16 protein-coding genes are annotated in these 21393 nt (G+C 46.0%); 11 read left to right on the top strand and 5 right to left on the bottom strand.

The window, feature by feature from the left end; genetic code table 11:
• Positions 1 to 47 precede the first annotated feature (47 nt).
• The gene (locus tag WH50_RS07880) at positions 48 to 1349 is read right to left on the bottom strand and encodes an NAD(P)/FAD-dependent oxidoreductase (protein WP_207780227.1); all 1302 of its coding nucleotides are present in this window, start codon (positions 1347 to 1349) and stop codon (positions 48 to 50) included.
• Between the two features lie 54 nt (positions 1350 to 1403).
• On the opposite strand from WH50_RS07880, the gene WH50_RS26315 reads away from it, so the two are divergent.
• The 3 genes from WH50_RS26315 (at position 1404) to WH50_RS07870 (ending at position 4147) form a co-directional block, all read left to right on the top strand.
• Positions 1404 to 1769, top strand: a complete 366-nt coding sequence (locus tag WH50_RS26315; protein WP_165838350.1) for a hypothetical protein — start codon at positions 1404 to 1406, stop codon at positions 1767 to 1769.
• Positions 1770 to 1852: 83 nt separating this feature from the next.
• A complete protein-coding gene (locus WH50_RS07875) occupies positions 1853 to 3064 on the top strand; it encodes a glutamine synthetase family protein (RefSeq protein WP_324770619.1) in 1212 nt (403 codons plus the stop codon).
• Between the two features lie 135 nt (positions 3065 to 3199).
• Complete coding sequence (locus WH50_RS07870; protein WP_110186827.1) at positions 3200 to 4147, top strand: D-2-hydroxyacid dehydrogenase family protein; 948 nt, start codon at positions 3200 to 3202, stop codon at positions 4145 to 4147.
• Between the two features lie 100 nt (positions 4148 to 4247).
• Here the strand turns inward: WH50_RS07870 and galE are convergent, their stop codons facing one another.
• Positions 4248 to 5276: a UDP-glucose 4-epimerase GalE gene (galE, locus tag WH50_RS07865; protein WP_110186826.1), complete on the bottom strand. Its 1029-nt coding sequence runs from the start codon at positions 5274 to 5276 to the stop codon at positions 4248 to 4250.
• A gap of 401 nt (positions 5277 to 5677) precedes the next feature.
• Here galE and WH50_RS07860 point away from each other — a divergent pair, with 401 nt between their 5' ends.
• The 5 genes from WH50_RS07860 (at position 5678) to WH50_RS07840 (ending at position 12856) form a co-directional block, all read left to right on the top strand.
• Complete coding sequence (locus WH50_RS07860) at positions 5678 to 7591, top strand: nucleoside-diphosphate sugar epimerase/dehydratase (RefSeq protein ID WP_207780226.1); 1914 nt, start codon at positions 5678 to 5680, stop codon at positions 7589 to 7591.
• Positions 7592 to 7684: 93 nt separating this feature from the next.
• Positions 7685 to 8470 carry an ABC transporter permease gene (locus WH50_RS07855; protein WP_110186824.1) on the top strand — a complete coding sequence of 262 codons (786 nt, stop codon included), beginning with the start codon at positions 7685 to 7687 and terminating at the stop codon, positions 8468 to 8470.
• A 128-nt stretch (positions 8471 to 8598) separates the two neighbouring features.
• Entirely contained in the window at positions 8599 to 9693 is a 1095-nt protein-coding gene (locus WH50_RS07850) for an ABC transporter ATP-binding protein (RefSeq protein ID WP_279305910.1), read from the top strand.
• A complete protein-coding gene (locus WH50_RS07845; protein ID WP_110186822.1) occupies positions 9690 to 11675 on the top strand; it encodes an FkbM family methyltransferase in 1986 nt (661 codons plus the stop codon). The genes WH50_RS07850 and WH50_RS07845 overlap by 4 nt, the downstream gene beginning before the upstream one ends.
• Positions 11676 to 11713: 38 nt before the next feature.
• On the top strand, positions 11714 to 12856 hold the full coding sequence (locus tag WH50_RS07840; RefSeq protein WP_110186821.1) for a glycosyltransferase: 1143 nt from the start codon (positions 11714 to 11716) through the stop codon (positions 12854 to 12856).
• 23 nt (positions 12857 to 12879) lie between these two features.
• Here WH50_RS07840 and WH50_RS07835 read toward each other — a convergent pair whose 3' ends face one another.
• From WH50_RS07835 to WH50_RS07825, 3 genes are all read right to left on the bottom strand, one after another.
• Positions 12880 to 13890: an MraY family glycosyltransferase gene (locus tag WH50_RS07835; protein WP_110186820.1), complete on the bottom strand. Its 1011-nt coding sequence runs from the start codon at positions 13888 to 13890 to the stop codon at positions 12880 to 12882.
• A gap of 61 nt (positions 13891 to 13951) precedes the next feature.
• Positions 13952 to 14917 (bottom strand): NAD-dependent epimerase/dehydratase family protein, encoded by a 966-nt coding sequence (locus WH50_RS07830; protein ID WP_110186819.1) that lies wholly within the window; start codon positions 14915 to 14917, stop codon positions 13952 to 13954.
• 21 nt (positions 14918 to 14938) lie between these two features.
• Positions 14939 to 16669, bottom strand: coding sequence for an SLC13 family permease (locus tag WH50_RS07825; RefSeq protein ID WP_110186818.1), 1731 nt, complete (start codon positions 16667 to 16669; stop codon positions 14939 to 14941).
• A 981-nt stretch (positions 16670 to 17650) separates the two neighbouring features.
• Here WH50_RS07825 and cysD point away from each other — a divergent pair.
• From cysD to cysQ, 3 genes are all read left to right on the top strand, one after another.
• The gene (gene cysD, locus WH50_RS07820) at positions 17651 to 18550 is read left to right on the top strand and encodes a sulfate adenylyltransferase subunit CysD (protein WP_110186817.1); all 900 of its coding nucleotides are present in this window, start codon (positions 17651 to 17653) and stop codon (positions 18548 to 18550) included.
• Positions 18550 to 20457, top strand: a complete 1908-nt coding sequence (cysN, locus tag WH50_RS07815; protein WP_110186816.1) for a sulfate adenylyltransferase subunit CysN — start codon at positions 18550 to 18552, stop codon at positions 20455 to 20457. Before cysD ends, cysN begins: the two co-directional genes overlap by 1 nt.
• A 75-nt stretch (positions 20458 to 20532) precedes the next feature.
• On the top strand, positions 20533 to 21339 hold the full coding sequence (gene cysQ, locus WH50_RS07810) for a 3'(2'),5'-bisphosphate nucleotidase CysQ (RefSeq protein ID WP_110186815.1): 807 nt from the start codon (positions 20533 to 20535) through the stop codon (positions 21337 to 21339).
• Positions 21340 to 21393: the final 54 nt, after the last annotated feature.

Below are 21393 nucleotides of genomic sequence, written 5' to 3'. Positions count from 1 at the left end.
GCCTGGCAGATAGCCAGGCATGATTCCTTTCCCTTCCTGCTGGCGGACTACAGCAAGTCACGCAAGCGGTAGTACATCATCGCCAGCACCAGCGAAGGTGTGCGTAACCAGCGCCCTCCGGGGAAGCTCTGGTGCTTGAGCCTGCCGAAGATATCCAGACGCTGGCTCTCGCCGTGAATGGCTTCTGCCATGATTTTGCCGGCAAGATTCGTCAGTGCCATACCATGCCCAGAGAAGCCCTGTGCAAAGTAAATCGGGTCATTTCCTAGGCGGCCGAAGTGAGGGGCACGGTTGACGGTGATATCCACCATGCCTCCCCAGGCAAATTCGATTTTGGCATCGTGCAGTGAAGGGAAGACTTTCAGCATGCGACGGCGTAAACCACTGCTGAGATCGGGGGGCTGGACACCGGAGTAACTGACACGGCCACCGAACAGCAGACGATGGTCGCCGGTAGGGCGGTAGTAGTCGAGGACGAAATTGGCATCCGAGATAGCGTAGTAGCCAGGCAGCAAACGACGCAGTCGCTCCTCACCGAGCACTTCCGTAGACACGATATAAGTGCCGACAGGCATCACTTTGGAGGCCAGTTCAGGCACTAGCTGCCCCAGATAGGCATTGCCTCCCAGAATCAGATGACGGCAGCTAACGCTGCCAGTGGCGGTATGCACCACGGGCCTTGCTCCTCGCTGCAATGAGGTGACGCGACTCTGCTCGTGAATGATCACGCCACTGTCATAAACGGCTTTGGCCAGTCCCAGCGTGTAGTTCAGCGGATGTAAGTGCCCACTAAAGCTGTCGGTGACGGCACCGATGTACTGGTCACTGCTGATCAGCTGCGACAGATCACTCTGGTTGAGCAGGCGGAGATGGGGATACTGATAGCGCTCGCTGATGTCATCAAACCAGTGCTTGAGTCCATCCATATGCCGGGGTTTGAGGCCTGCCACGGCGGCGCCATCGAACCAGTCACAATCGATCTGGAACTCGCTGATATGGTCGCGGACCAGTTGTACGGCTTCCACCGACATGTCCCACAGCTTTTTGGCGTCGTCGAAGCCCAGCTGTGCTTCAATCGGTCCCATTTCACAGGCATAGCTGGTCAGTACCTGACCGCCACTGCGCCCTGAAGCACCCCAGCCGAGACGTTCCCCCTCCAGCAGCATGACCTGATAACCCAGACGACGCAGTTCCAGCGCTGCCGCAAGGCCGGTAATACCGCCACCGACAATGCAGACATCAATCTCCTGACTGCCCTGCAACGGCGGGAAAGGGGGAAGGCCTTCTCGTTGTGCAGTGTGGCTGTAGAAAGAGCGTGGATAGTCCTGAAGCATTGACATTGGCGGCATGGGTAACCCCTCGGTCGGCCAGATGGGAGTGTAGAGTTAACGGTTCTAGTGTGCGTGGAGTCGCTAAAATCCGTCGTCTTGCCAAAAGTGGCGTTGAAACGTACTGCTGTCACCGATGCACTGATCTTGCAGCGCGGCGGGTCGGTAGTTGATGTGTTACTGCGTTGGAGTTTTCCGCTTTATATGCAGAATCCTCCCTTGAAAAGTGATCACATTATGTCTAGCTTAGTACTGCGACGCAAACGGGAAAACAGATATATTCCGCGTCAAATCGCACCGGCCTTTGTTCAGGGCTTTTCTGGAAAGTTTCTCCTTGATCAAAAACGTATCACAAAATATGTCGGGTCGGTTCCTATCAACCTGCCTAGGAGCAGTTTATGGTTTCCATACAAGATTGGTTTAAAGAGAATAAAATCATAGAAGTAGAGGCTATCGTTCCCGATGTCTCGGGAGTTGCTCGCGGCAAAATTGTGCCTGCAGAAAAATACTCTCAGGAAAATGGTATGCGCCTGCCTGAGGGTATTTTTCTGCAGACGGTAGCCGGTGATTTTCCCGATGAGTATTACGACGACACCATCAAAACCGATGGGGATATCATTCTGCGGCCCGATTTAAGCACGCTCTGTCTGGTGCCCTGGGCAACGGAACCGACGGCACAGGTGATTCACGATGCCTATCATCATGACGGCCGGATGGTGGATATTGCTCCCCGCTATGTCCTGCAGCGCGTGCTGAAGCTGTATGAAGAGCGCGGCTGGAAGCCTGTTGTGGCACCAGAGCTGGAGTTTTTCCTGGTGAAACCCAACACCGATTCGGACTATCCCCTTGAGCCGCCTGTCGGTCGTTCGGGGCGTCCTGAGTCTGGGCGCCAGTCTTACAGTATCGATGCGGTAAACGAGTTCGAGCCACTGGTCGAGGACGTATACAACTACTGCGAAAAGCAGGGGCTGGAAATTGATACCCTTATCCACGAAGCGGGCGCCGCTCAGCTGGAAATCAACCTGCTGCATGGTAATGCGCTGACGCTGGCCGATCAGGCTTTCCGGTTTAAGCGGACTATGCGTGAAACCGCTCTGCGTCACAGTATGTATGCCACTTTTATGGCGAAGCCCATGCAAGGGCAACCAGGGAGCGCCATGCATATTCACCAGAGCGTGGTGGACGCAGCGACGGGCGAGAATATCTTCAGTCAGAAGGATGGCCAGCCATCAGCACATTTCCACGCCTATATCGCCGGGCTGCAAAAATACACGCCTGCGGTAATGGCGATGCTGGCACCGAACGTCAACTCTTATCGTCGCCTCGGACCAAATAGTGGTGCGCCAGTCAACGTGAACTGGGGGTACGACAACCGTACTGCGGCCTTCCGTGTGCCGATGTCATCACCCGAAGCGCGACGGGTAGAAAACCGCCTGCCAGGTGCGGATGCCAATCCCTATCTGGCGATGGCTGCCACGTTGGCCTGTGGCTATCTGGGATTGATCGAAGGGCAGATGCCCAGTCAGCCCAGTGATGCACACTTGCAGGCCAGTGCCGATGATTTACCGCAAACCCTGAATGAGGCGCTGCGTCTGTTTGGCGGCTGCGAAGTATTGCGTGATGTGCTGGGTGATCGTTTTGTTGAGGCGTACAGAGCCGTTAAACACGCGGAATACCTGACCTTCTGGCAGGTCATCAGCTCCTGGGAGCGCGAATACCTGTTGCTTAACGTGTAATCGTTAATAGCGACTTTCGCTGTCTTTCTCGCCTTGATGGGGAGGAGTAGTATTGCTACTCATTCTTATCAAGGCGGTTTTGTTTTTATCGCCTGCGTGGTCGTATAGTTGCTGTTCTGATCCAGGAGTGTGACGATGAAAATAACGATACTGGACGATTATCAGGGTGTCGCTCTGAGTATGGCCGACTGGAGTGAGGTGCATAAGTTGGCTGAAGTGCGGGTCTGTCGCGAGTTGCTGACAGGCGAGGCACTGCAGGAGGCGATCTCGGATGCGGATATTATCTGTGCCATGCGTGAGCGTACCCCGTTCGACAGGGCACAACTACAGCAGTTACCCAAACTGAAGTTGCTGATTACATCCGGTATGCGTAACGCAGCCATCGATATGGATGCGGCCAGAGAGCTGGGGGTTGTTGTCAGTGGGACGCCTAACAATGGGGCTGCTGCAGCTGAGCATACTTGGGCGCTGATTCTGGCGACTGTGCGTCATATCCCCCTGGAAGATCAGCGAATTCGGCAGGGGCAGTGGCAAACGACTGTAGGCGGCGATCTCAAAGGGAAAACGCTGGGGATTGTGGGGCTCGGCAATCTCGGTCAGCAGGTTGCCAGGGTGGCTCAGGTATTCGGCATGAAGGTGCTGGCCTGGAGCCCGAATCTGACGGCAGAGCGTGCTGCGGCTGCTGGAGTGGAGTATGCCGATAAGCAACGTCTGTTGCAGCAGTCCGATATCGTGACGTTGCATATGAAGCTGAGTGAGTCCACTCATCATTTGCTGCAGGCAGATGATCTGGCATTGATGCCAGCCCATGGGATTCTGATCAATACATCACGCGGGCCGCTCGTAGAGGAGAATGCTCTCATTGCCGCTCTGAGTAACGGCCAGATCGCGGCAGCGGGGCTGGACGTATTTGATCAGGAACCCATTGCACCGGATCACCCCTTGCTCAAGCTGAGCAATACGGTGCTGACCTCTCACGTAGGCTTCGTTACCAAAGAAACCTATACTCTGTTTTATCAGGGGATGGTTGATGCCATTGTTGCATTTTGCCGGGGGGCGCCTATCAAAATACTTAATGGCTAACTGACTCGCTGTGCAAGCCAAAGTCGGGCTGGTGGTGCAAAGCTAAATAGCGCCACCAGCCACTGTTACAGCTATAAGCACGACTGACACAGGCGCGGAGCTAGCTTTCATACCCCCGAGGGTTGTTTGACTGCCAACGCCAGGTGTCGGCACACATCTCATCAATCCCCCGCTTTGCCTTCCAGCCTAATTCACGTTCAGCCTTCGTCGGATCCGCGTAACAGGCGGCAACATCGCCAGCCCGTCTTGCAACCTGTACGTAGGGAATAGGCTTGCCGCATGCTTTTTCAAAAGCACTCACCATATCCAGTACGGAATAGCCCTGGCCGGTGCCGAGGTTGTAGGTTAATACGCCTGAGTCCGTCTGATCTAACTTCTCCAGTGCTTTGAGGTGGCCATCGGCAAGATCCATGACGTGGATGTAGTCCCGGACGCCTGTGCCATCATGGGTGGGGTAGTCATTGCCAAAGACCTGCAATACTTCCCTTGTTCCCACCGCAACCTGACTGACATAGGGCATCAGATTACTGGGAGTGCCATTGGGGTGCTCACCTATGAGACCACTTGGATGAGCACCCACGGGGTTAAAGTAACGCAGAAGAGCTATTTTCCACGCCTGATCAGCAACAGGAAGATCGCGCAGCATTTCTTCCTGAATCAGCTTTGACCGACCATAAGGATTGGTTGCTGAGGTGGGAAAGTCCTCACGTATGGGCAGGCTGGCAGGGGCTCCATAGACCGTCGCCGAAGAACTGAAGACCAGTGTCTTGCAACCTGCCTGAGACATCGTCTCACATAATGTCAGGGTGCCACCGACGTTGTTCTGGTAATACCAGAGTGGTTTTTGCACCGATTCGCCTACCGCCTTGAGACCTGCGAAATGAACGACTGCCTCAATCTGATGGGCGTTGAAAATCGACCTCAAGGCATCAGCATCGTTAATATCTGCCTGATAGAAGGGAACGTACCTGCCTGTCAGCTGCTCTACTCTCTGCAGGGAGGCCGCAGAGCCATTTACCAGATTATCCAATGCTACGACGCGATATCCGCCAGCCAGCAGCTGGTGGATAGTATGGCTACCGATATAACCCGCCCCACCAGTAACGAGTATGCTTCCTTGTTCAGACATGATGATCCCTGCAGTAATTTCCCGCAAAGAAGATAGCAGAAATAAGGAGATGTGTTCTTAAAGCCTCCGCATGAAATCTAAAAAATGTGCAGAGAAGTGAACTATTTGAAAGAAATATATACATAGCGCTTGAGGTTTATTGCAGTACAAAAAGGTATGGTTGAGGCGGCCGTATTCTTGTCATCACAACATCTAAAAGTGCAAGTGGATACCGCAAAAACAATATATGTGTGTAGAATTCAAAGTGTATAGATGTCCATATGTATCCTAGGGCAAAGACTAAAAAGGTATATATCTGGAATGACTAGGCTACCGGTTAATTAATGAAATACAAAAGACTACCGCATTCAGCGACTCATCAGCGAGTCGTGGCACTGAGTCGCTCGCAAAAGAAAGCAATCATGATCGTTGCGGACCTCATTGCCCTTCCAGGTGCACTGCTCTCAGCGTACATGTTAAGGCTCTCCACCTGGTGGCCAGTCGAGTTTTTGCAGCCTGCCTGGTGGTTGTTTGCAGTGCTACCCATTCTGGGTGTTTTCGTATTTGCCAGGATTGGCCTGTACCGAGCGGTTATTCGGTTTATGGGGGCTCATGCCATTCTGGCGATAACAAAGGGCGTCGCCGTATTGGCGGTTGCCCTTGCCTGTCTTGCATATGCTTCGAATGTAAGTCCTTTTCCCAGATCCATACCCGTCAATTTTGCGCTGGTTGCATTGGTCTATGTGGGCGGAACGCGACTATTGGTGCGTCAGTACTACCAGTGGCTTGTCCGTCATTTTGTGGACAAGAAGCCTGTGCTCATATACGGAGCCGGTGGTGCTGGAGTGCAGCTGGCGGCTGCACTGGATAATGGCGGAGATTACTTTCCGGTTGGATTTATCGATGACGATCCACGGCTGTGGGGAGAGATTGTAAGAGGTCGACCTGTCCACCGGTCTAAGGATATTGAGGCTTTGATTGCTCGATTTGGTATCCGGCAAGTGCTACTGGCTATTCCATCTCATAGTCGTGAGGCTCAGAGAAGCATCGTCGAGAGACTACTTCAGTATCCCGTTAAAATACAGACGGTTCCTAGCATGGCAGAAATTGTCGAGCACAAGGTAGCAGTTGATCAGCTTAGGGAGATACAGCTCGAAGATCTCCTGGGAAGAGAGCCTGTGCCTGCCATCCCAGAGCTATTGGAGAAATCAATTGCTGGCAAAACGGTGTTGGTAACTGGAGGTGGTGGCAGTATCGGTTCTGAGATTGCCAGGCAAGTCATGGCTCATAGCCCAACTAGGCTTATTATTTTGGAGCAAAATGAGTATGCACTTTACCAGATTGCTATGGAGCTTGAAGAAATAAGGAATAACAACCAGTTGCACGCAATTGAGGTAATCCCGATTCTTGGTTCTGTTTGCGATGGCTTGCTCGTAGGAAAAATATTGACCAACTACAAAGTTCAAACAGTTTATCATGCTGCAGCCTATAAACATGTGCCTATTATTGAGGAGAATATCAAGCAGGGCATAAGGAATAACATTCTGGGTACCGCCACACTGGCCCATCTTGCAAGTAAGGTTGGAGTAGAGCGGTTTGTACTGATCTCTACGGACAAGGCCGTCAGGCCGACCAATGTAATGGGAGCGACCAAACGCGTCGCAGAGCAAGTTCTGCAGTCATTGGTAGTGGAAGGGACGCAAACAAGATTCTGTATGGTCCGCTTTGGTAATGTCTTGGGTTCGTCCGGGTCTGTTGTACCGCGCTTCCGGGCACAGGTAGAGCAAGGTGGGCCCGTAACGGTTACCCATCCAGAAATTACGCGATATTTTATGACGATTGAGGAGGCGTCCAGCCTAGTAATCCAGGCCGGATCCATGGCAAAGGGCGGTGAAGTATTTGTGCTGGACATGGGAGAGCCGGTCAAGATAAGACACTTAGCAGAAAAGATCATCGTGCTTATGGGGTATACACCTAAAAGTGAAGACAACCCCAAAGGTGATATAGAGATAAAGTACACAGGCTTAAGGAAGGGGGAGAAACTGTATGAAGAGCTGCTAATCGGTAGCGACTCTGAGAAAACATCTCATCCGAAGATTATGAAGGCCATGGAGGAGTGTGTTGAATATGAAAAACTTACCGAGTCTTTATCCGTTTTCGAGAGTCTGCTTTTGACTGACGAGGAAGATAGGGATCTGGATACCATACTTTGCCAGTTGCTGGGGGAATTGGTATCAGGCTTTAGCAGAGTACAAGAAGTAGAAAGCTTTGATAAACAAAGCCTGGAACTAAACGAGACAGGAAACTCGTGTGGCTTCTACAAAGAGCTAAAATAAAGTGATTTCAAATATAGCTGCGATGCCGCGGATGTATGCTTTTTATTTCTTGGCTTTCAGGGAATGGAACTAGAATTTTTGTGAGGTTCTAATTTGCTACTTACTGTGTGGAAATACAGAGAATTTATAATTGGCTCTGTCAAGAGAGAGTTTCAGGCTCGTTATCGCAACTCAATACTGGGTATGGCATGGACGGTACTTAATCCGTTATCCATGATAGTTGTGTATACAGTAATATTCTCTCATGTAATGAAAAATAAGTTAGCTGGTGTAGAAAATGAATTTGGCTACAGTATTTATCTATGTGCTGGTGTTTTGACTTGGGGGCTCTTTTCAGAAACTGTTAACAGAATTCAAGATGTTTTTATTAATAATGGTAATCTTATAAAGAAGGTTAATTTTCCTAAGCTTTGTTTGCCAGTAACCTCAATAATGATTTCGTTATTGAATTTTGGAATAATTTTCACATTGTTTACTCTATTTCTTGTCGCGACGGGTAACTTTCCAGGTGTGAACTATATATGGCTGTTTCCAGTATTACTTATACAGATTCTGTTTTCTCTTGGGTTGGGTGTGGTTCTTGGTGTGTTGAATGTTTTTTTTCGTGATGTTGGACAGTTTTTTGGAATATTTCTCCAGCTTTGGTTTTGGGCTACACCGATTGTCTACCCTGAGTCGATACTGCCAGAGTGGTTCAAACCTGTGATGGGATTAAACCCCATGGCTGATCTGATTGCTGCATACCATACCATTCTGATTGAGCATACGGTTCCCGGATTAGAGTCTTTAGTATATGTGATAGTACTGACAATATTGGTCTGTGCATTGGCTGTAAGAATATTTAAAAAGCACTCCGCAGATATGGTAGACGAACTGTAATGGGCCTGATAAAAATATCCAGTCTGGGAAAAGCATACAAGGTATATGCAAATCGTTGGTCTAGACTGAGCGAATGGTTAAGTTTAAGAAAAAGTAATAAGCACGACCTACACTGGGTAATCAGAGACGTGAACTTCGATATACAGCCAGGCGATGCTGTTGGAGTAATAGGGATAAATGGAGCAGGTAAGAGTACGTTATTGAAATTGATTACAGGGACAACCAAGCCAACAGAAGGGCGTGTTGAAATAAAGGGTAGAGTAGCTGCGTTACTTGAGCTGGGGATGGGGTTTCATCCTGACTTTACTGGTCGCCAGAATTGTTATATGTCAGGTCAACTGCTTGGATATAGCAAGCAAGAAGTTGAGGAGTTATTGCCAGAAATAGAAGCATTTGCAGAAATAGGGGAATATATGGACCTCCCTGTGAGAGTGTATTCCAGTGGTATGCAGATGAGGTTAGCTTTCAGTGTAGCAACCGCGAGAAGGCCTGATGTATTGATTGTGGATGAAGCGCTATCTGTTGGTGATGCGTATTTTCAGCATAAGAGTTTCGAAAAGATTCGTCGATTCAGCCAAGAAGGGACAACGCTATTAATCGTCTCTCATGATAAAGTTGCTATTCAGTCGATTTGTAACAGAGCAATACTTCTGGCGAATGGAAGTGTATTAATGGATGGGCAGCCTGAGGCAGTAATGGATTATTACAATGCAATGTTAGCTGATCGCCAAAAACAGCAGGTTAAACAGATTGCTTTGGATGGAGGGCGGATTCAGACAGTATCTGGTACCGGAGGGGCAAGTGTAACCGAGGTAAGGCTTCTTGATGCAAATGGAAAAGCTGTCGAAGTTATTAACTCAGGCGAGAAAGTATTTATTGCTGTTACTATAGATACCTATGAAGACATTCCGAGGTTGGTTTTCGGCTTCTCTATAAAAGACAGGTTGGGTCAGGTGGTCTTTGGTACTAATACACACCACACTCAACAGGCTCTATGCGATGTGGCTGCTGGTAGTCGGATAAATTTGAAAATATCAGTAGTTGCAAATATAGGCGTGGGGAACTTTTCTTTACAGACTGCCCTTTCAGGTGATGACACTCATATTGCAAAGAACTATGAGTGGAGGGATCTAGCGTTGTTGTTTACAGTCGTGAATGGTTTATATCCTCACTTTGATGGACCTACACGGTTAGAAACCCATATTGAGTTCGAATCGCTATGACATTTATATCGTATGCCCAGAATTTGGAAGATGTACTATTATGGCGATGCTTTCAGGATGTAGAGAATGGGTTTTATATTGACTTAGGTGCGGCACTGCCGGACACGCATTCTGTTACTAAACTTTTTTATAATAATGGCTGGTGTGGTGTCAATGTAGACGCTAACGATGACTTTATAAAAGTATTAAAACGAGACCGTGCAAGAGATATAAATTTATTTGTTGGTGTCGGCGAAGATAGCTCAAGGGAAAAGTTTTACAAAGTAAAAAATACAGGTCTTTCAACCTTTGATGAACGCCTTGCTGAGAGCTACTCCAATAATGGTTATGTGGTTGAAAGCTATGATCTTGATATTATTAGTCTTAAAGATATTTGCGCTGAGCACGTAATTAATAAGACCATTCATTTCTTGAAAATAGATGTGGAGGGTTTTGAAAAGAAAGTAATAGCAGGAGGAGACTGGAAATCCTATCGCCCCTGGGTAGTTATTGTAGAAGCAACCATACCTACGACTACTATTGAAAACTATAGTTCCTGGGAGACAGATCTCATGAGCTATGGATATCTTATGGCATATAAGGATGGGCTTAATAGATTCTATGTGGCCACTGAAAGAAAAGAACTGCTTAAACATTTCGAATATCCTCCTAATGTTTTTGATGGTTATGTTTTATCAGAATGTCACTATTTAAAGAAAGAAAACGAAAGACTGAATGTGGAGGTTAACAGCTCTCGCATACAGTCAGCTATGGTGCTTGATTTAAGAAATCAGATTGAGTCTATTGAGCATAGTTTGTCATGGCGACTGACTCAGCCTCTGCGAGAATATAATCCAGTACGCCTGATTCCAGTTGTGCTCTCTGTATTAAAAAGGCACCCCCGTCTGCTTTCTGCTGTTAAGTCAGCCGTGCAAAAATCCCCTTGGCTGTGGGACTTTTTGAAAAGAAGGTTTCTATTTAATAACTCGGTCTATGGAAAAGAGTCCTTTGTTGATATTGACTATGAGTCATTCAGGCTGTGTTTTGCCCGAGGACCGTTAGAGGATATGAGAGGTATTGGACGTGTTTCCAGAGAGTTGCTGAGTAAACTGGAGGCACGAAAGCTTGTTCAAGAAGCAGAAGCTCCAGCTGCAGTTGTTCATTTCTATTCATCAGTACATTGGTGCCCAAATATTCTTCCAAGTTCATCTGTTGTCATGATTCATGATGTGATCCCCATGATCCTGCCTGAACTCTTTCCAAGAGTTTCTGAGGAGTGGAAAAATAGGTACAAAAGGATTGCTCAGCAAGCGGATCTTGTTGTCACTATTAGTGATACCAGTGCTCACGATATAAATGAGTATTTGGATATCCCTTTGGACAGGATTCGAGTAATTTATAACGGAGTTACCAGATTGCCGGTAGAACCGTTACATGATGGAATTCGACTAAATAAGAAGTATTTGGTGTATATAGGTTCATGTGATCATCATAAAAACTTAGAAGTAGTACTTAAAGCGTTAAAGGATCCAAGATTAGAAGATATATCTTTGGTCGTCATTGGTGATAGCAAGAAAACCAACACTTTGGTAGAAAGGTTGGGGGTTAAAAATAAGGTAACTCTTTTGGGAAGGCTGGATGATGGCCAAGTCGGAGCTGTTGTGAGTAGTGCAATAGCGCTGGTATTTCCCAGCCTATATGAAGGATTTGGCCTTCCGCCTATGGAAGCTGCGCAACTTCGTGTGCCATCAATATGTAGCCGCAAGCCTGCCATGACGGAATTGCTGGAAGGTGCTGCAATGTTTGCAGACCCTGATTTACCTGATGAATGGGTCGAGAATATAGTGCGATTAAGTAGTGATGAGCAATATCGAGAGCAGCTTGCAACGCTGGCCTATCAACGAGTCCAGGGGTTTTCCTGGGACGAATGCGCACAAAAACTGCTTAAAGAAGTGAGTGAGATGGTCTTACAGAACAGGGAAAGTTTGAAATCTAATATGTGATTTGGACTATTCAGCTTTAAAAAGTGAGATTATCTTAAATGAAAGTTTTGCATGTTTATAGAACCTATTTTCCAGATACTCAAGGTGGTTTAGAGGAAGTTATAAGACAGATATGTATTAATGCTCAATCTCTTGAAATGGAGCATAGTGTAGAGTGTAGGGTCTTTTATCTCAGTAAAAATCCTATGCCTGATAAGTTTTCTCAGGATGGGATTTTAACAATTCGTGCTCCGCTTCACTTCGAAATAGCATCCTGTAGTATCTCACTTCAATGTATGGCTCTATTTAAAGAGCAGGTGGAGTGGGCCGATATTATAAATTACCATTTTCCATGGCCATTTGCTGATATGTTGCATCTGCTCGGAAGAGTAAAGAAGCCATACGTGGTTACATATCACTCAGATATAGTAAAACAAAAAGGCCTTCTGCAGCTTTATAAACCATTGATGAAGTGGTTTTTAGGTAAGGCTGATGCGGTTGTCGCAACCTCTCCGAATTATGCTAAAAGTAGTGACGTCCTGTCGGCTTGCCAGGATAAACTGGAAATTATTCCGTTGGGTATTAGCGAGGATAGCTATCCGAGCCTAGAGAACGATATCTTGATTTCTTTGGAAGAGAAGCTAGGGAGAGACTTTTTCCTGTTTGTAGGTGTCTTACGTTATTATAAGGGGCTACATTTATTACTTGATGCACTGCGACAGTTACCTGAAATAAAGGTAGTCATTGCAGGAAAGGGGCCAGAAGAACGAGAGTTAAAGAAGAAAGTAGAGGACTTGGGGCTAAACAACGTCATTTTTGTTGGTTATGTAAGTGATGCTGAAAAAGTGGCTTTGTATACCTTGTCGAGAGGCGTAATCTTCCCGTCACATATCCGCTCAGAGGCGTTTGGGGTTACGCTACTAGAAGCCTCTATGTTTTCAAAGCCAATGATCTCTTGTGAAATAGAAACCGGAACAAGTTTTGTAAATTTGAATGGCGTCACAGGAACCGTTGTTGATCCAAGCGTTCCGTCTGAGCTTGTGAAGGCTATCCGTGATTTTCACTATGATCCTGAAAAAGTATGTCTTCTTGGTGAGAATGCAAGAAATAGATACCTGAATCATTTTACAGGTAAGAGCATGGCAAGGTCGTATCTTGAGTTGTATGGCAAGCTACTTAATTACTCTTCTGTTAATCGATGATCTGATAGGACTTTTTTTACTGGCTAATTTCTCCAATATATAAAGCTTACTATTAAAGGTGCATATGCCACTAGTATAGAAATAGGTGCTGAAATCTGGTTCAAGGTAAAAAGAAGTGCAACAGGAAGAAGCCAGAATAAGTTTATAATACAAACAGAAAAAGTTACTCGCATATGGCTATTAAAATAACGTGAGGCTCTTTGGTACATGTGGCTGTTATGCGCTTCAAATATTCTTTCACGATTTATAAGTCGTTTTAATAGTGTCAGTGTTGCGTCAGTGATAAACGCTGCCATCATAATATTCCAGGCTATAAATATTTTTGAAGAGCTGTGAAATGAACAAAAAGTTAAACCTCCAAGCATTATTCCAAGAGAGCCGCTTCCAATATCACCCATAAAAATCTTTGCTGGTGATATGTTGAAAATCAGAAATCCAGATATTGCTCCTGCCAAAAAGATCAAAATTGCAATAGCATCGTAGCTTGATATTGAAATGTGGATAATGATCATTGCAAGTATGACTGTCAGTGCTTCAGATGCTGCGATGCCATCAATACCATCCATGAAATTGAACAAGTTAATAAGCCATGCCAGATAAGTAGTGCAAAGAATAAAAAAGATAACGCAGTAATATGACGGAGTGCCCGATATTGTAAGAGGTGTAAGAATGTATACCGCGATACTTGCTGACAGAAAGTGAATAAGAAGACGCCACTTTGCAGGGACATGCTCTTTGTCATCAAGGTAGCCTATGCCTCCAACCATTACGAGCGGTATGGAAAGCCCAATATATGTGCTAGTCGATATAGCTCCTAGGCCAAAGAATATAGCTAACCCTGTCAAATAAACAATAACGAAAGATAGACCACCACCTCTCGGTGTTGGAATTCGGTGTGAGCTACGATTATTAGGGATGTCTAATTGCCGGGCGTTAGCAAGTCTATTTTTTATTACGTATGTTAGTGCCAGTGACACAAAAAAAGGTACAAAATATAAAAATAGTGTGCTGGATGCTGTTAATGCTAATGTCATAGGGGGATTCGCATGGAGCTTAAGAGGGCAGTATTTTTCCCGAGTAGTTCAATACGCTGACTCATCTATTGTTTTGATTTCGCCAATACTGAGCCGTGTACTTCAACATGTCGGCACATGAGAAGGGTGGAGTCCAGTCAAGAGTACGCTTAGTATGACTGATATCTACTTGTAGATTGTCATATAAACGACTATATAGATCCTTCTTGCTAAAAAGTGCTAGTGAGGCTTTTAAAAACCTTTTATTTGGGCTAAATAGTATCGGCGATGACTTCAAACCTATAGACAATAGCTTAATTAAATCTGTTGTTGATATGTCATAGTCATCTGATGCAAGAAATATCTGGCCAGCCGCTTTTGGGTGCCATATGCAAGTCTCGATAAGGTCGATAAAGTTTTCCTTTGCGATAAGACTGCGCTTGTTTTCCGTTCTGCCAAAGGGAAGAGGAAGATTGGAGTCAATAGCTTTTATTAGTTGTAAAAGATTGGCTTTGACATTTTTTCCATAAATAAGTGGCGGCCGCAGTATCACAAGCTCCATCCCTGATTTTTCGCAGATGTGCTTTAGTTTTTGTTCTGCCAGATATTTTGATTCTGCGTAAAGGCCTTGAGGGCGTGGTGTATCCAGGTGGGTAAATGGAATAGAACATTCGGTCTGTTCACCATTGACCTTGATACTGCTAATAAAAATGAATCTTTTCACTCCAGCCACTGCTGCACATTGTGCTAGATCATTCGTTGCATCTACATTTACCGAATTGAATGAGTTGCCTAGTTCCTTTTCTTTGTTCTTCGGAATGTGAACTGTTGCCGCCGTATGTACGATTGTATCTATGTCTTTCAGTAGCTCATGCCAATCTCCTGAACTCTTCAGATCTGCGATTGAGTAGAATTTTACTCCTGAAGACGAGGATATGGGTCCAGGGCTCCTTGTGATGGCTGTTACCTGGTATTGATGACTTGATAATACTCCGCACAAGTCCTTCCCTAAAAAACCATTTGCCCCTGTAACTAGAATACTCTTCATTTCTTTAGGATATCCACCATATTATTGGAACGGGAAGAATATCGGTATCAGTATTATTGCTGTCGAAATATAAAGGGTGCTAATTATTACGCCAATTTTGATAAAATCTGTTGTTCTATAGTGACCAGGAGAGTAGACCATTAAATGGGTCTGATAGCCAAAGGGAATCATGAAGCAGGCACTGGCGCCATATGCGACAGCCATAATAAAAGGTTTTGGGTCAACACCAAGTGCATTTGCTGCAGATAAAGCGATAGGAAATGCCAGAGCTGCTGCTGCGTTATTTGTAATGATTTCGGTCAGCATTACCGTCATGAGCATGATACCTATAAGTGCTCCATACTGGCCATGGCCATCAAAAACTGCCGTTATTAAATTTGCGATAAGATCCGCTGCACCAGATGACTGCATGGCTTGAGCCAGGGTAAGGGCTGAGCCGATGATAATCATCAGTTCAAAGGGGAAGCGGCGTCGCAACTCACTCAGTGTTACTATTTTCGATAGTAAAAGAATAGCAAGTAACATTAGGAGGCTATTTAATAGTGGGATAATGTTCATTGCAGAAAGTAGGATTGCTAATGCAAATCCTCCAAACGATACTATGCTTTGAAATAGTGACAGCTTTGGCCTTACAGGAATATTGCCAAGTAGATGAAAGTTTCTATCTATATTTCTGTGCTGTATGAAGTCTGAACTAATTGCAAGTAATAGACTATCGCCCACCTTCAATGGAATTCTTCCAAGTTGGCCTGTTAATCTTCTCTCGCCTCTTCTAATGCCAACTACGCCAGCACTAAACATTGTTCTAAAATCCACTTCTTGAAGTGTTCTTCCTGATAGCTCCGAGTCATTGCTTATAATCACTTCTGCCAGATTCGACTTTAGCAGCTCATTCGCGTGGTTGCCAAAAACCTGTAGCCCAGGAAATTTCTGGAGAATATGAAATTTTTCTATTTCCCCAGTAAATACAAGGGTGTCATTCTCTTGCAGAATTTCATCAGGAGTTACTGGAGTAATCAGTCTACCGTCGCGAGCTATTTCCAGTAAAAATAGGCCTTCCAGTGTTCTTAATCTATTTTCCTCTATTGACTTTCCAATCAGTGGGGAGTTGCTTGTAAGAATCGCTTCAAGGAAATATCGCTGCCCTGAGTCTTGCTCGGTACTTATATTTTCTGGAAGCAATTTTCCAAATATAACTAACGCCAGAATGCAGAGCAGGGTTATTGGCAGTCCAACAAATGCAAAGTCAAACATATGGATAGCTGGCAATCCAGCATTTATAACAAAGGAGTTTACTATCAGATTTGTTGATGTGCCTACCAGTGTAGTCACTCCACCTATTATGGATGCATAAGACAGAGGAATCAGAAGCTTTGAAGGTGCTATATGTTTCTGCTTGCAAACAACGTTTAGCAGAGATCCTACTACTGCAGTATTGTTGAGGAATGCAGAAAAAAACGCCGTAACGCTTGAAAGCTTGAGTATTGCAATGCTCGTCCTGCCTCGACATAGCCTCTCGGAAAGAAGGTCCAGGATTGCGGATCGCTCAAGTGCCACGGAAATCAGTAACAGGACTAGAAGGGTGATGAGTGCCGGATTGGTGTAATTCATTAGCATCGTCTTTTCATCAACTAGCCCTGTAAGCAGAAAAGCTCCCGCCCACGTGGCAAAAAGTACTGCTGGAGGGGTTCGGCCATGAATTAACAGCGCTAGTAATACTCCAACACTTACAAGAACCAGCCAGCCAGCCATAGCTCGTCTCCTTGGCTTTTATCGTCGGCACATATTATATAAACTGGTGCTGTTTTTCTGCAATTTTGTACGCAGCGATGATGAAAGAGTGCCAGTTTACAGGGGAAGGCGATGCATAGGCATGTTAAAGATTTATCGCCGAGTACGTTGAGTGAGAGGCGTAGACTTGCTGTTGAGTTGCGCTTACGCGGTGCTACTTTGGCTGAGGCTGCTAAAAAAACAGGACTCAGCAACCCTACAATCATCTCAGCATTCAAAGCCTATCTGATGGGAGGCTGGCCTGCTGTCGATGTCAAGAAGCGCGGAAGAGTGCAAGGTCAAGGCCGGCTGTTAAGTGCTGTGCATGAACAAGCAGTGGAAGATGTTTTATGCAGTTCGGTATCTGATAACAATGGAAAACGCCTGTGGGCACTGGGTGAAATCTATTCGATGATAGAGCGTCGTTTAGGTGTGCAGCTTTCAGAGCGTACTTTTGCCCGTTACTGCGGTCGTTGGGGGATTGAGGGGCGATTACTAGATCAAGCTGCCTGCCAGAAAGGAATGTCATATTGGTCTAAGTGCATCCTGCCAGCTATACATAAGGCAGCCCATGAGCGCTCGTCATTGGTTCTGGAATGTGTTGTTACTCCTGTATTCAATGGTAGTTCTGTTTCCATCCTGATAAGAAATCCTGAAGGAGAGGTGAGTTGCTATTTTTCAGGCGTTAAAGAGCTTACCGACGACATTTTTATAGGCCTCTTTGAGTGCATGCTGACTGCTTACTCAGGGCATATAACCATAATTCTTTTTGGTGTTGACTTACGCCGTGTACGTAATGTGAGTCAATGGCTTTCTCAAAATCCGCAGCGAATAACTGTTCATCAGCCATCTTTCGATAACTCATTTTTGAGTGAAAAGGTAGAAAGTGGAGCTGCTGATTGGGGTATCTCAGGGACGAGTAATCGTCCTCTACCTGAATATTACGGCCTGGAGAGGAATAATATGTCTTTAACACATTTGCAACGGCTGGAGGCAGAAAGCATCCATATAATGAGGGAGGTGGTTGCTGAAGCTGAGAATCCTGTAATGCTTTATTCTATTGGCAAGGACAGCGCGGTAATGCTGCATTTGGCCAGAAAGGCCTTTTATCCATCTATACCCCCTTTTCCGTTGTTGCATGTTGACACTCGCTGGAAGTTCCAGGATATGTATGCATTTCGGGATAAGATGGCTAAAGAAACCGGAATGGATCTTCTTGTACATATTAACCCTGAGGGGGTAGAAAAAAATATTAATCCTTTTACGCATGGGTCAGCAATTCACACTGACATCATGAAGACTGAAGGGTTGAAGCAAGCACTAGATAAATATGGTTTTGATGCTGCTTTCGGTGGCGCTCGTAGGGATGAAGAAAAGTCTCGTGCCAAAGAGCGTATTTTTTCATTCCGTTCTGCTCAGCATCGTTGGGATCCTAAAAGCCAGCGCCCTGAGTTGTGGAAGCTATATAACGCAAGAAAGCATAAAGGCGAGTCAATAAGGGTCTTTCCATTGTCTAACTGGACGGAGTTAGATATCTGGCAGTACATCTACCTTGAAAGTATTCCTATTGTTCCTCTTTACTACTCTGCTGTTCGCCCTGTTGTAGAAAGAGATGGTGCTTTGATCATGGTAGATGATGACAGGATGCCCTTGAAGCCCGGTGAGGTTCCCATGATGAAAAAGGTGCGATTCCGTACTCTTGGGTGCTATCCGCTGACAGGTGCTGTTGAATCTGAAGCGGACACTCTTCCTTCAATCATTCAGGAAATGCTGCTTACTAAAACGTCTGAGCGCCAAGGTCGTGTGATCGATCACGATTCTGCCGCTTCTATGGAGAAGAAGAAGCAGGAGGGGTATTTCTAATGGCACACGTATCTGACCTGATTGCTACCGATATTGATCAATACCTTAAGTCTCATGAGAAAAAGAGTCTGCTACGCTTTATTACCTGTGGCAGTGTCGATGATGGTAAGAGCACTCTTATAGGTCGACTGCTCTATGAATCGAAAATGCTTTTTGAGGATCAGCTAAGTGCAATTGAGGCTGACTCAAAAAAATGGGGAACTCAGGGTGACCAGATTGATTTTGCGCTGCTAGTCGATGGTTTGGCTGCTGAGCGTGAACAAGGGATCACAATCGATGTTGCTTATCGCTTTTTTTCGACGGATCGGCGTAAATTTATTGTCGCTGATACACCAGGACATGAGCAATATACACGCAATATGGTCACTGGGGCCTCCACGGCAGACGCGGCTATCTTAATGGTTGATGCGCGGAAAGGGGTGCTCACGCAAACTCGACGCCATAGCTATCTGATGTCTTTGATCGGCATTCGACATGTTGTAGTTGCCATCAATAAAATGGACCTGGTTGACTATAAAGAGTCTGTCTTCAGATCAATTGTCGAGGATTACAGCGAGTTTGCTAAGCAAATTGGCCTGGACAATATTACCTTTATCCCAATGTCTGCATTTAAAGGGGATAGCATAATCAATCTTAGCAGCAATATGCCTTGGTATCATGGTACGACGCTGATGGGGTATCTGGAGACTATAGAGGTTGATGACACTCGTATGCAGCGGGAGCCATTCCGCATGCCTGTACAGTGGGTCAATCGCCCGAATCTCGATTTCCGTGGATTTGCCGGTACGATTGCCAGCGGTGTTATCAAACCTGGCGATAAAGTCCGAGTGCAGCCGTCCGGAAAGGAAAGTAGCATTGCGCGCATTGTTACGTTCGATGGAGATTTGGAAAAAGCCGTTGCTGGTCAGTCTATTACCCTGACGTTGCAGGATGAGATCGACATTTCAAGAGGCGATGTTATCTCTGGCATTGAAGCCCCCGCTGCAACAGCAGATCAGTTTGAGTCAACATTGATCTGGATGCATGAAGAGCCCATGCTGCCTGGCCGCCCCTATTTATTGAAAATCGGAAGTAAATCAGTATCTGCGACGGTTACTGAGGTCAAGTACCAGGTTAATGTTAATACCATGGAACATGTTGCGGCGAAGAAGCTTGAGCTGAATGCCATTGGTATTTGCAATTTAAGCCTTGATCGTCCTATTGCTTATGACCCCTATAAGGATAACAGAGATACAGGGGGGTTCATTCTTATAGATAGAATGACTAACAATACAGTAGGGGCTGGACTGCTGCATTTCTCACTGCGACGCAGCCAGAACATCCACATGCAGCATGTTGATGTAGACAAGGAGGCGCGCGCTTTAGCCAAAGGACAGAAAGCCAGCATTTTGTGGTTTACCGGTTTGTCAGGGGCTGGAAAGTCGACCATAGCTAATGCATTGGAAAAGCGTCTGCACGCAATGGGGCGTCATACTTATCTGCTCGATGGTGACAACGTTAGACATGGTTTGAATAAAGATCTCGGTTTTACCGATACTGATCGTGTTGAGAATATACGCCGTGTATCAGAAGTCGCAAAACTAATGGTCGATGCAGGTCTTATTGTAATTACTGCATTTATTTCTCCGTTCAGGTCTGAACGACAGATGGCACGTGAACTGGTTGAAGCGGGTGAGTTTATTGAGGTCTTTGTCGACACACCGTTAAGTGTTGCTGAAGATCGAGATCCCAAAGGGCTTTATAAAAAGGCGCGTCGTGGAGAGCTCAAGAACTTTACCGGTATAGATTCTGTATACGAGCGTCCTGAAAGTGCAGAAGTGCGTATTGATACCACGTCGTTGTCGGTAGATGCTGCAGTCGATCTTATTGTTGATGCTCTGAAGTTAAAGAACATACTAGTGGATTAAATAATTACAGGTGCAGAGTAATCTGCACCTGCTTTAATTCATTTGTCTCCACACTATAAGGATGCAGGTAAGTCTATGCAGGAAGTAAATGAAAGCGTGCTGGCTGAAGTAGAGAGAATAGCCCGCAAAGCCGGCGATCTGATCATGGAGGTTTATGCAAGAGACTTTGCTGTCGTTGATAAAGACGATAAATCTCCGTTGACCGAAGCGGATGCCAGGGCACATAGCTTTATTGTCAGTGAACTTAAGGCCTTGTCTCCGGTTACGCCAATTTTGTCTGAAGAGGACGTTGGCTCATTCACTGGTCAAGATAAGTATTATCAGTACTGGTTGGTGGATCCTCTTGATGGGACTAAAGAGTTTATCAAGAGAAATGGCGAGTTTACCGTCAATATTGCGCTCATCGACTCAGGTAAGGCGATATTAGGTGTGGTTTACGCCCCTGCAATTGATGTGTTGTATTCGGCAGCCCAAGGCTTCGGAGCTAAGAAGGTTGAGGGCAACGAGACTGCCTCCATTTCGGTATCAAGCTATGTTCAGGGAGAGCTTTGTCGTGTCGTGGGAAGTCGCTCTCATGGCAGTGATGCCATGGGGACTTTTCTGCAGCGCCTTCCACAGCATCAAATGGTGGCTATGGGAAGCTCCCTGAAACTTTGCCTCATCGCTGAAGGGAAAGCAGATATTTATCCGCGCCTTGGGCCTACTTCTCTCTGGGATACTGCCGCTGCTCAGTGTGTAGTGGAAGTGGCTGGAGGTAAGGTGGTGACTCTGGCAGGCGAGCCTCTTGGATATGGCAATACCAGTAAAATACTTAATCCGTATTTCCTTGCCACCGGTGCAGGAGATATTGACTGGGTGGGAATGTTTTCTGACATTGTGTAAGTAGAGCGTTATATATTCTATTACCTCCCCTTATAAAAATGCCCTCAACAAGAG

This window comes from Pokkaliibacter plantistimulans, assembly GCF_003194385.1.
GTDB classification, from domain to species: domain Bacteria; phylum Pseudomonadota; class Gammaproteobacteria; order Pseudomonadales; family Balneatricaceae; genus Pokkaliibacter; species Pokkaliibacter plantistimulans.
The sequence above is the reverse complement of the archived record's forward strand: the minus strand, read 5'-3'. Positions and strand labels throughout refer to the sequence as shown.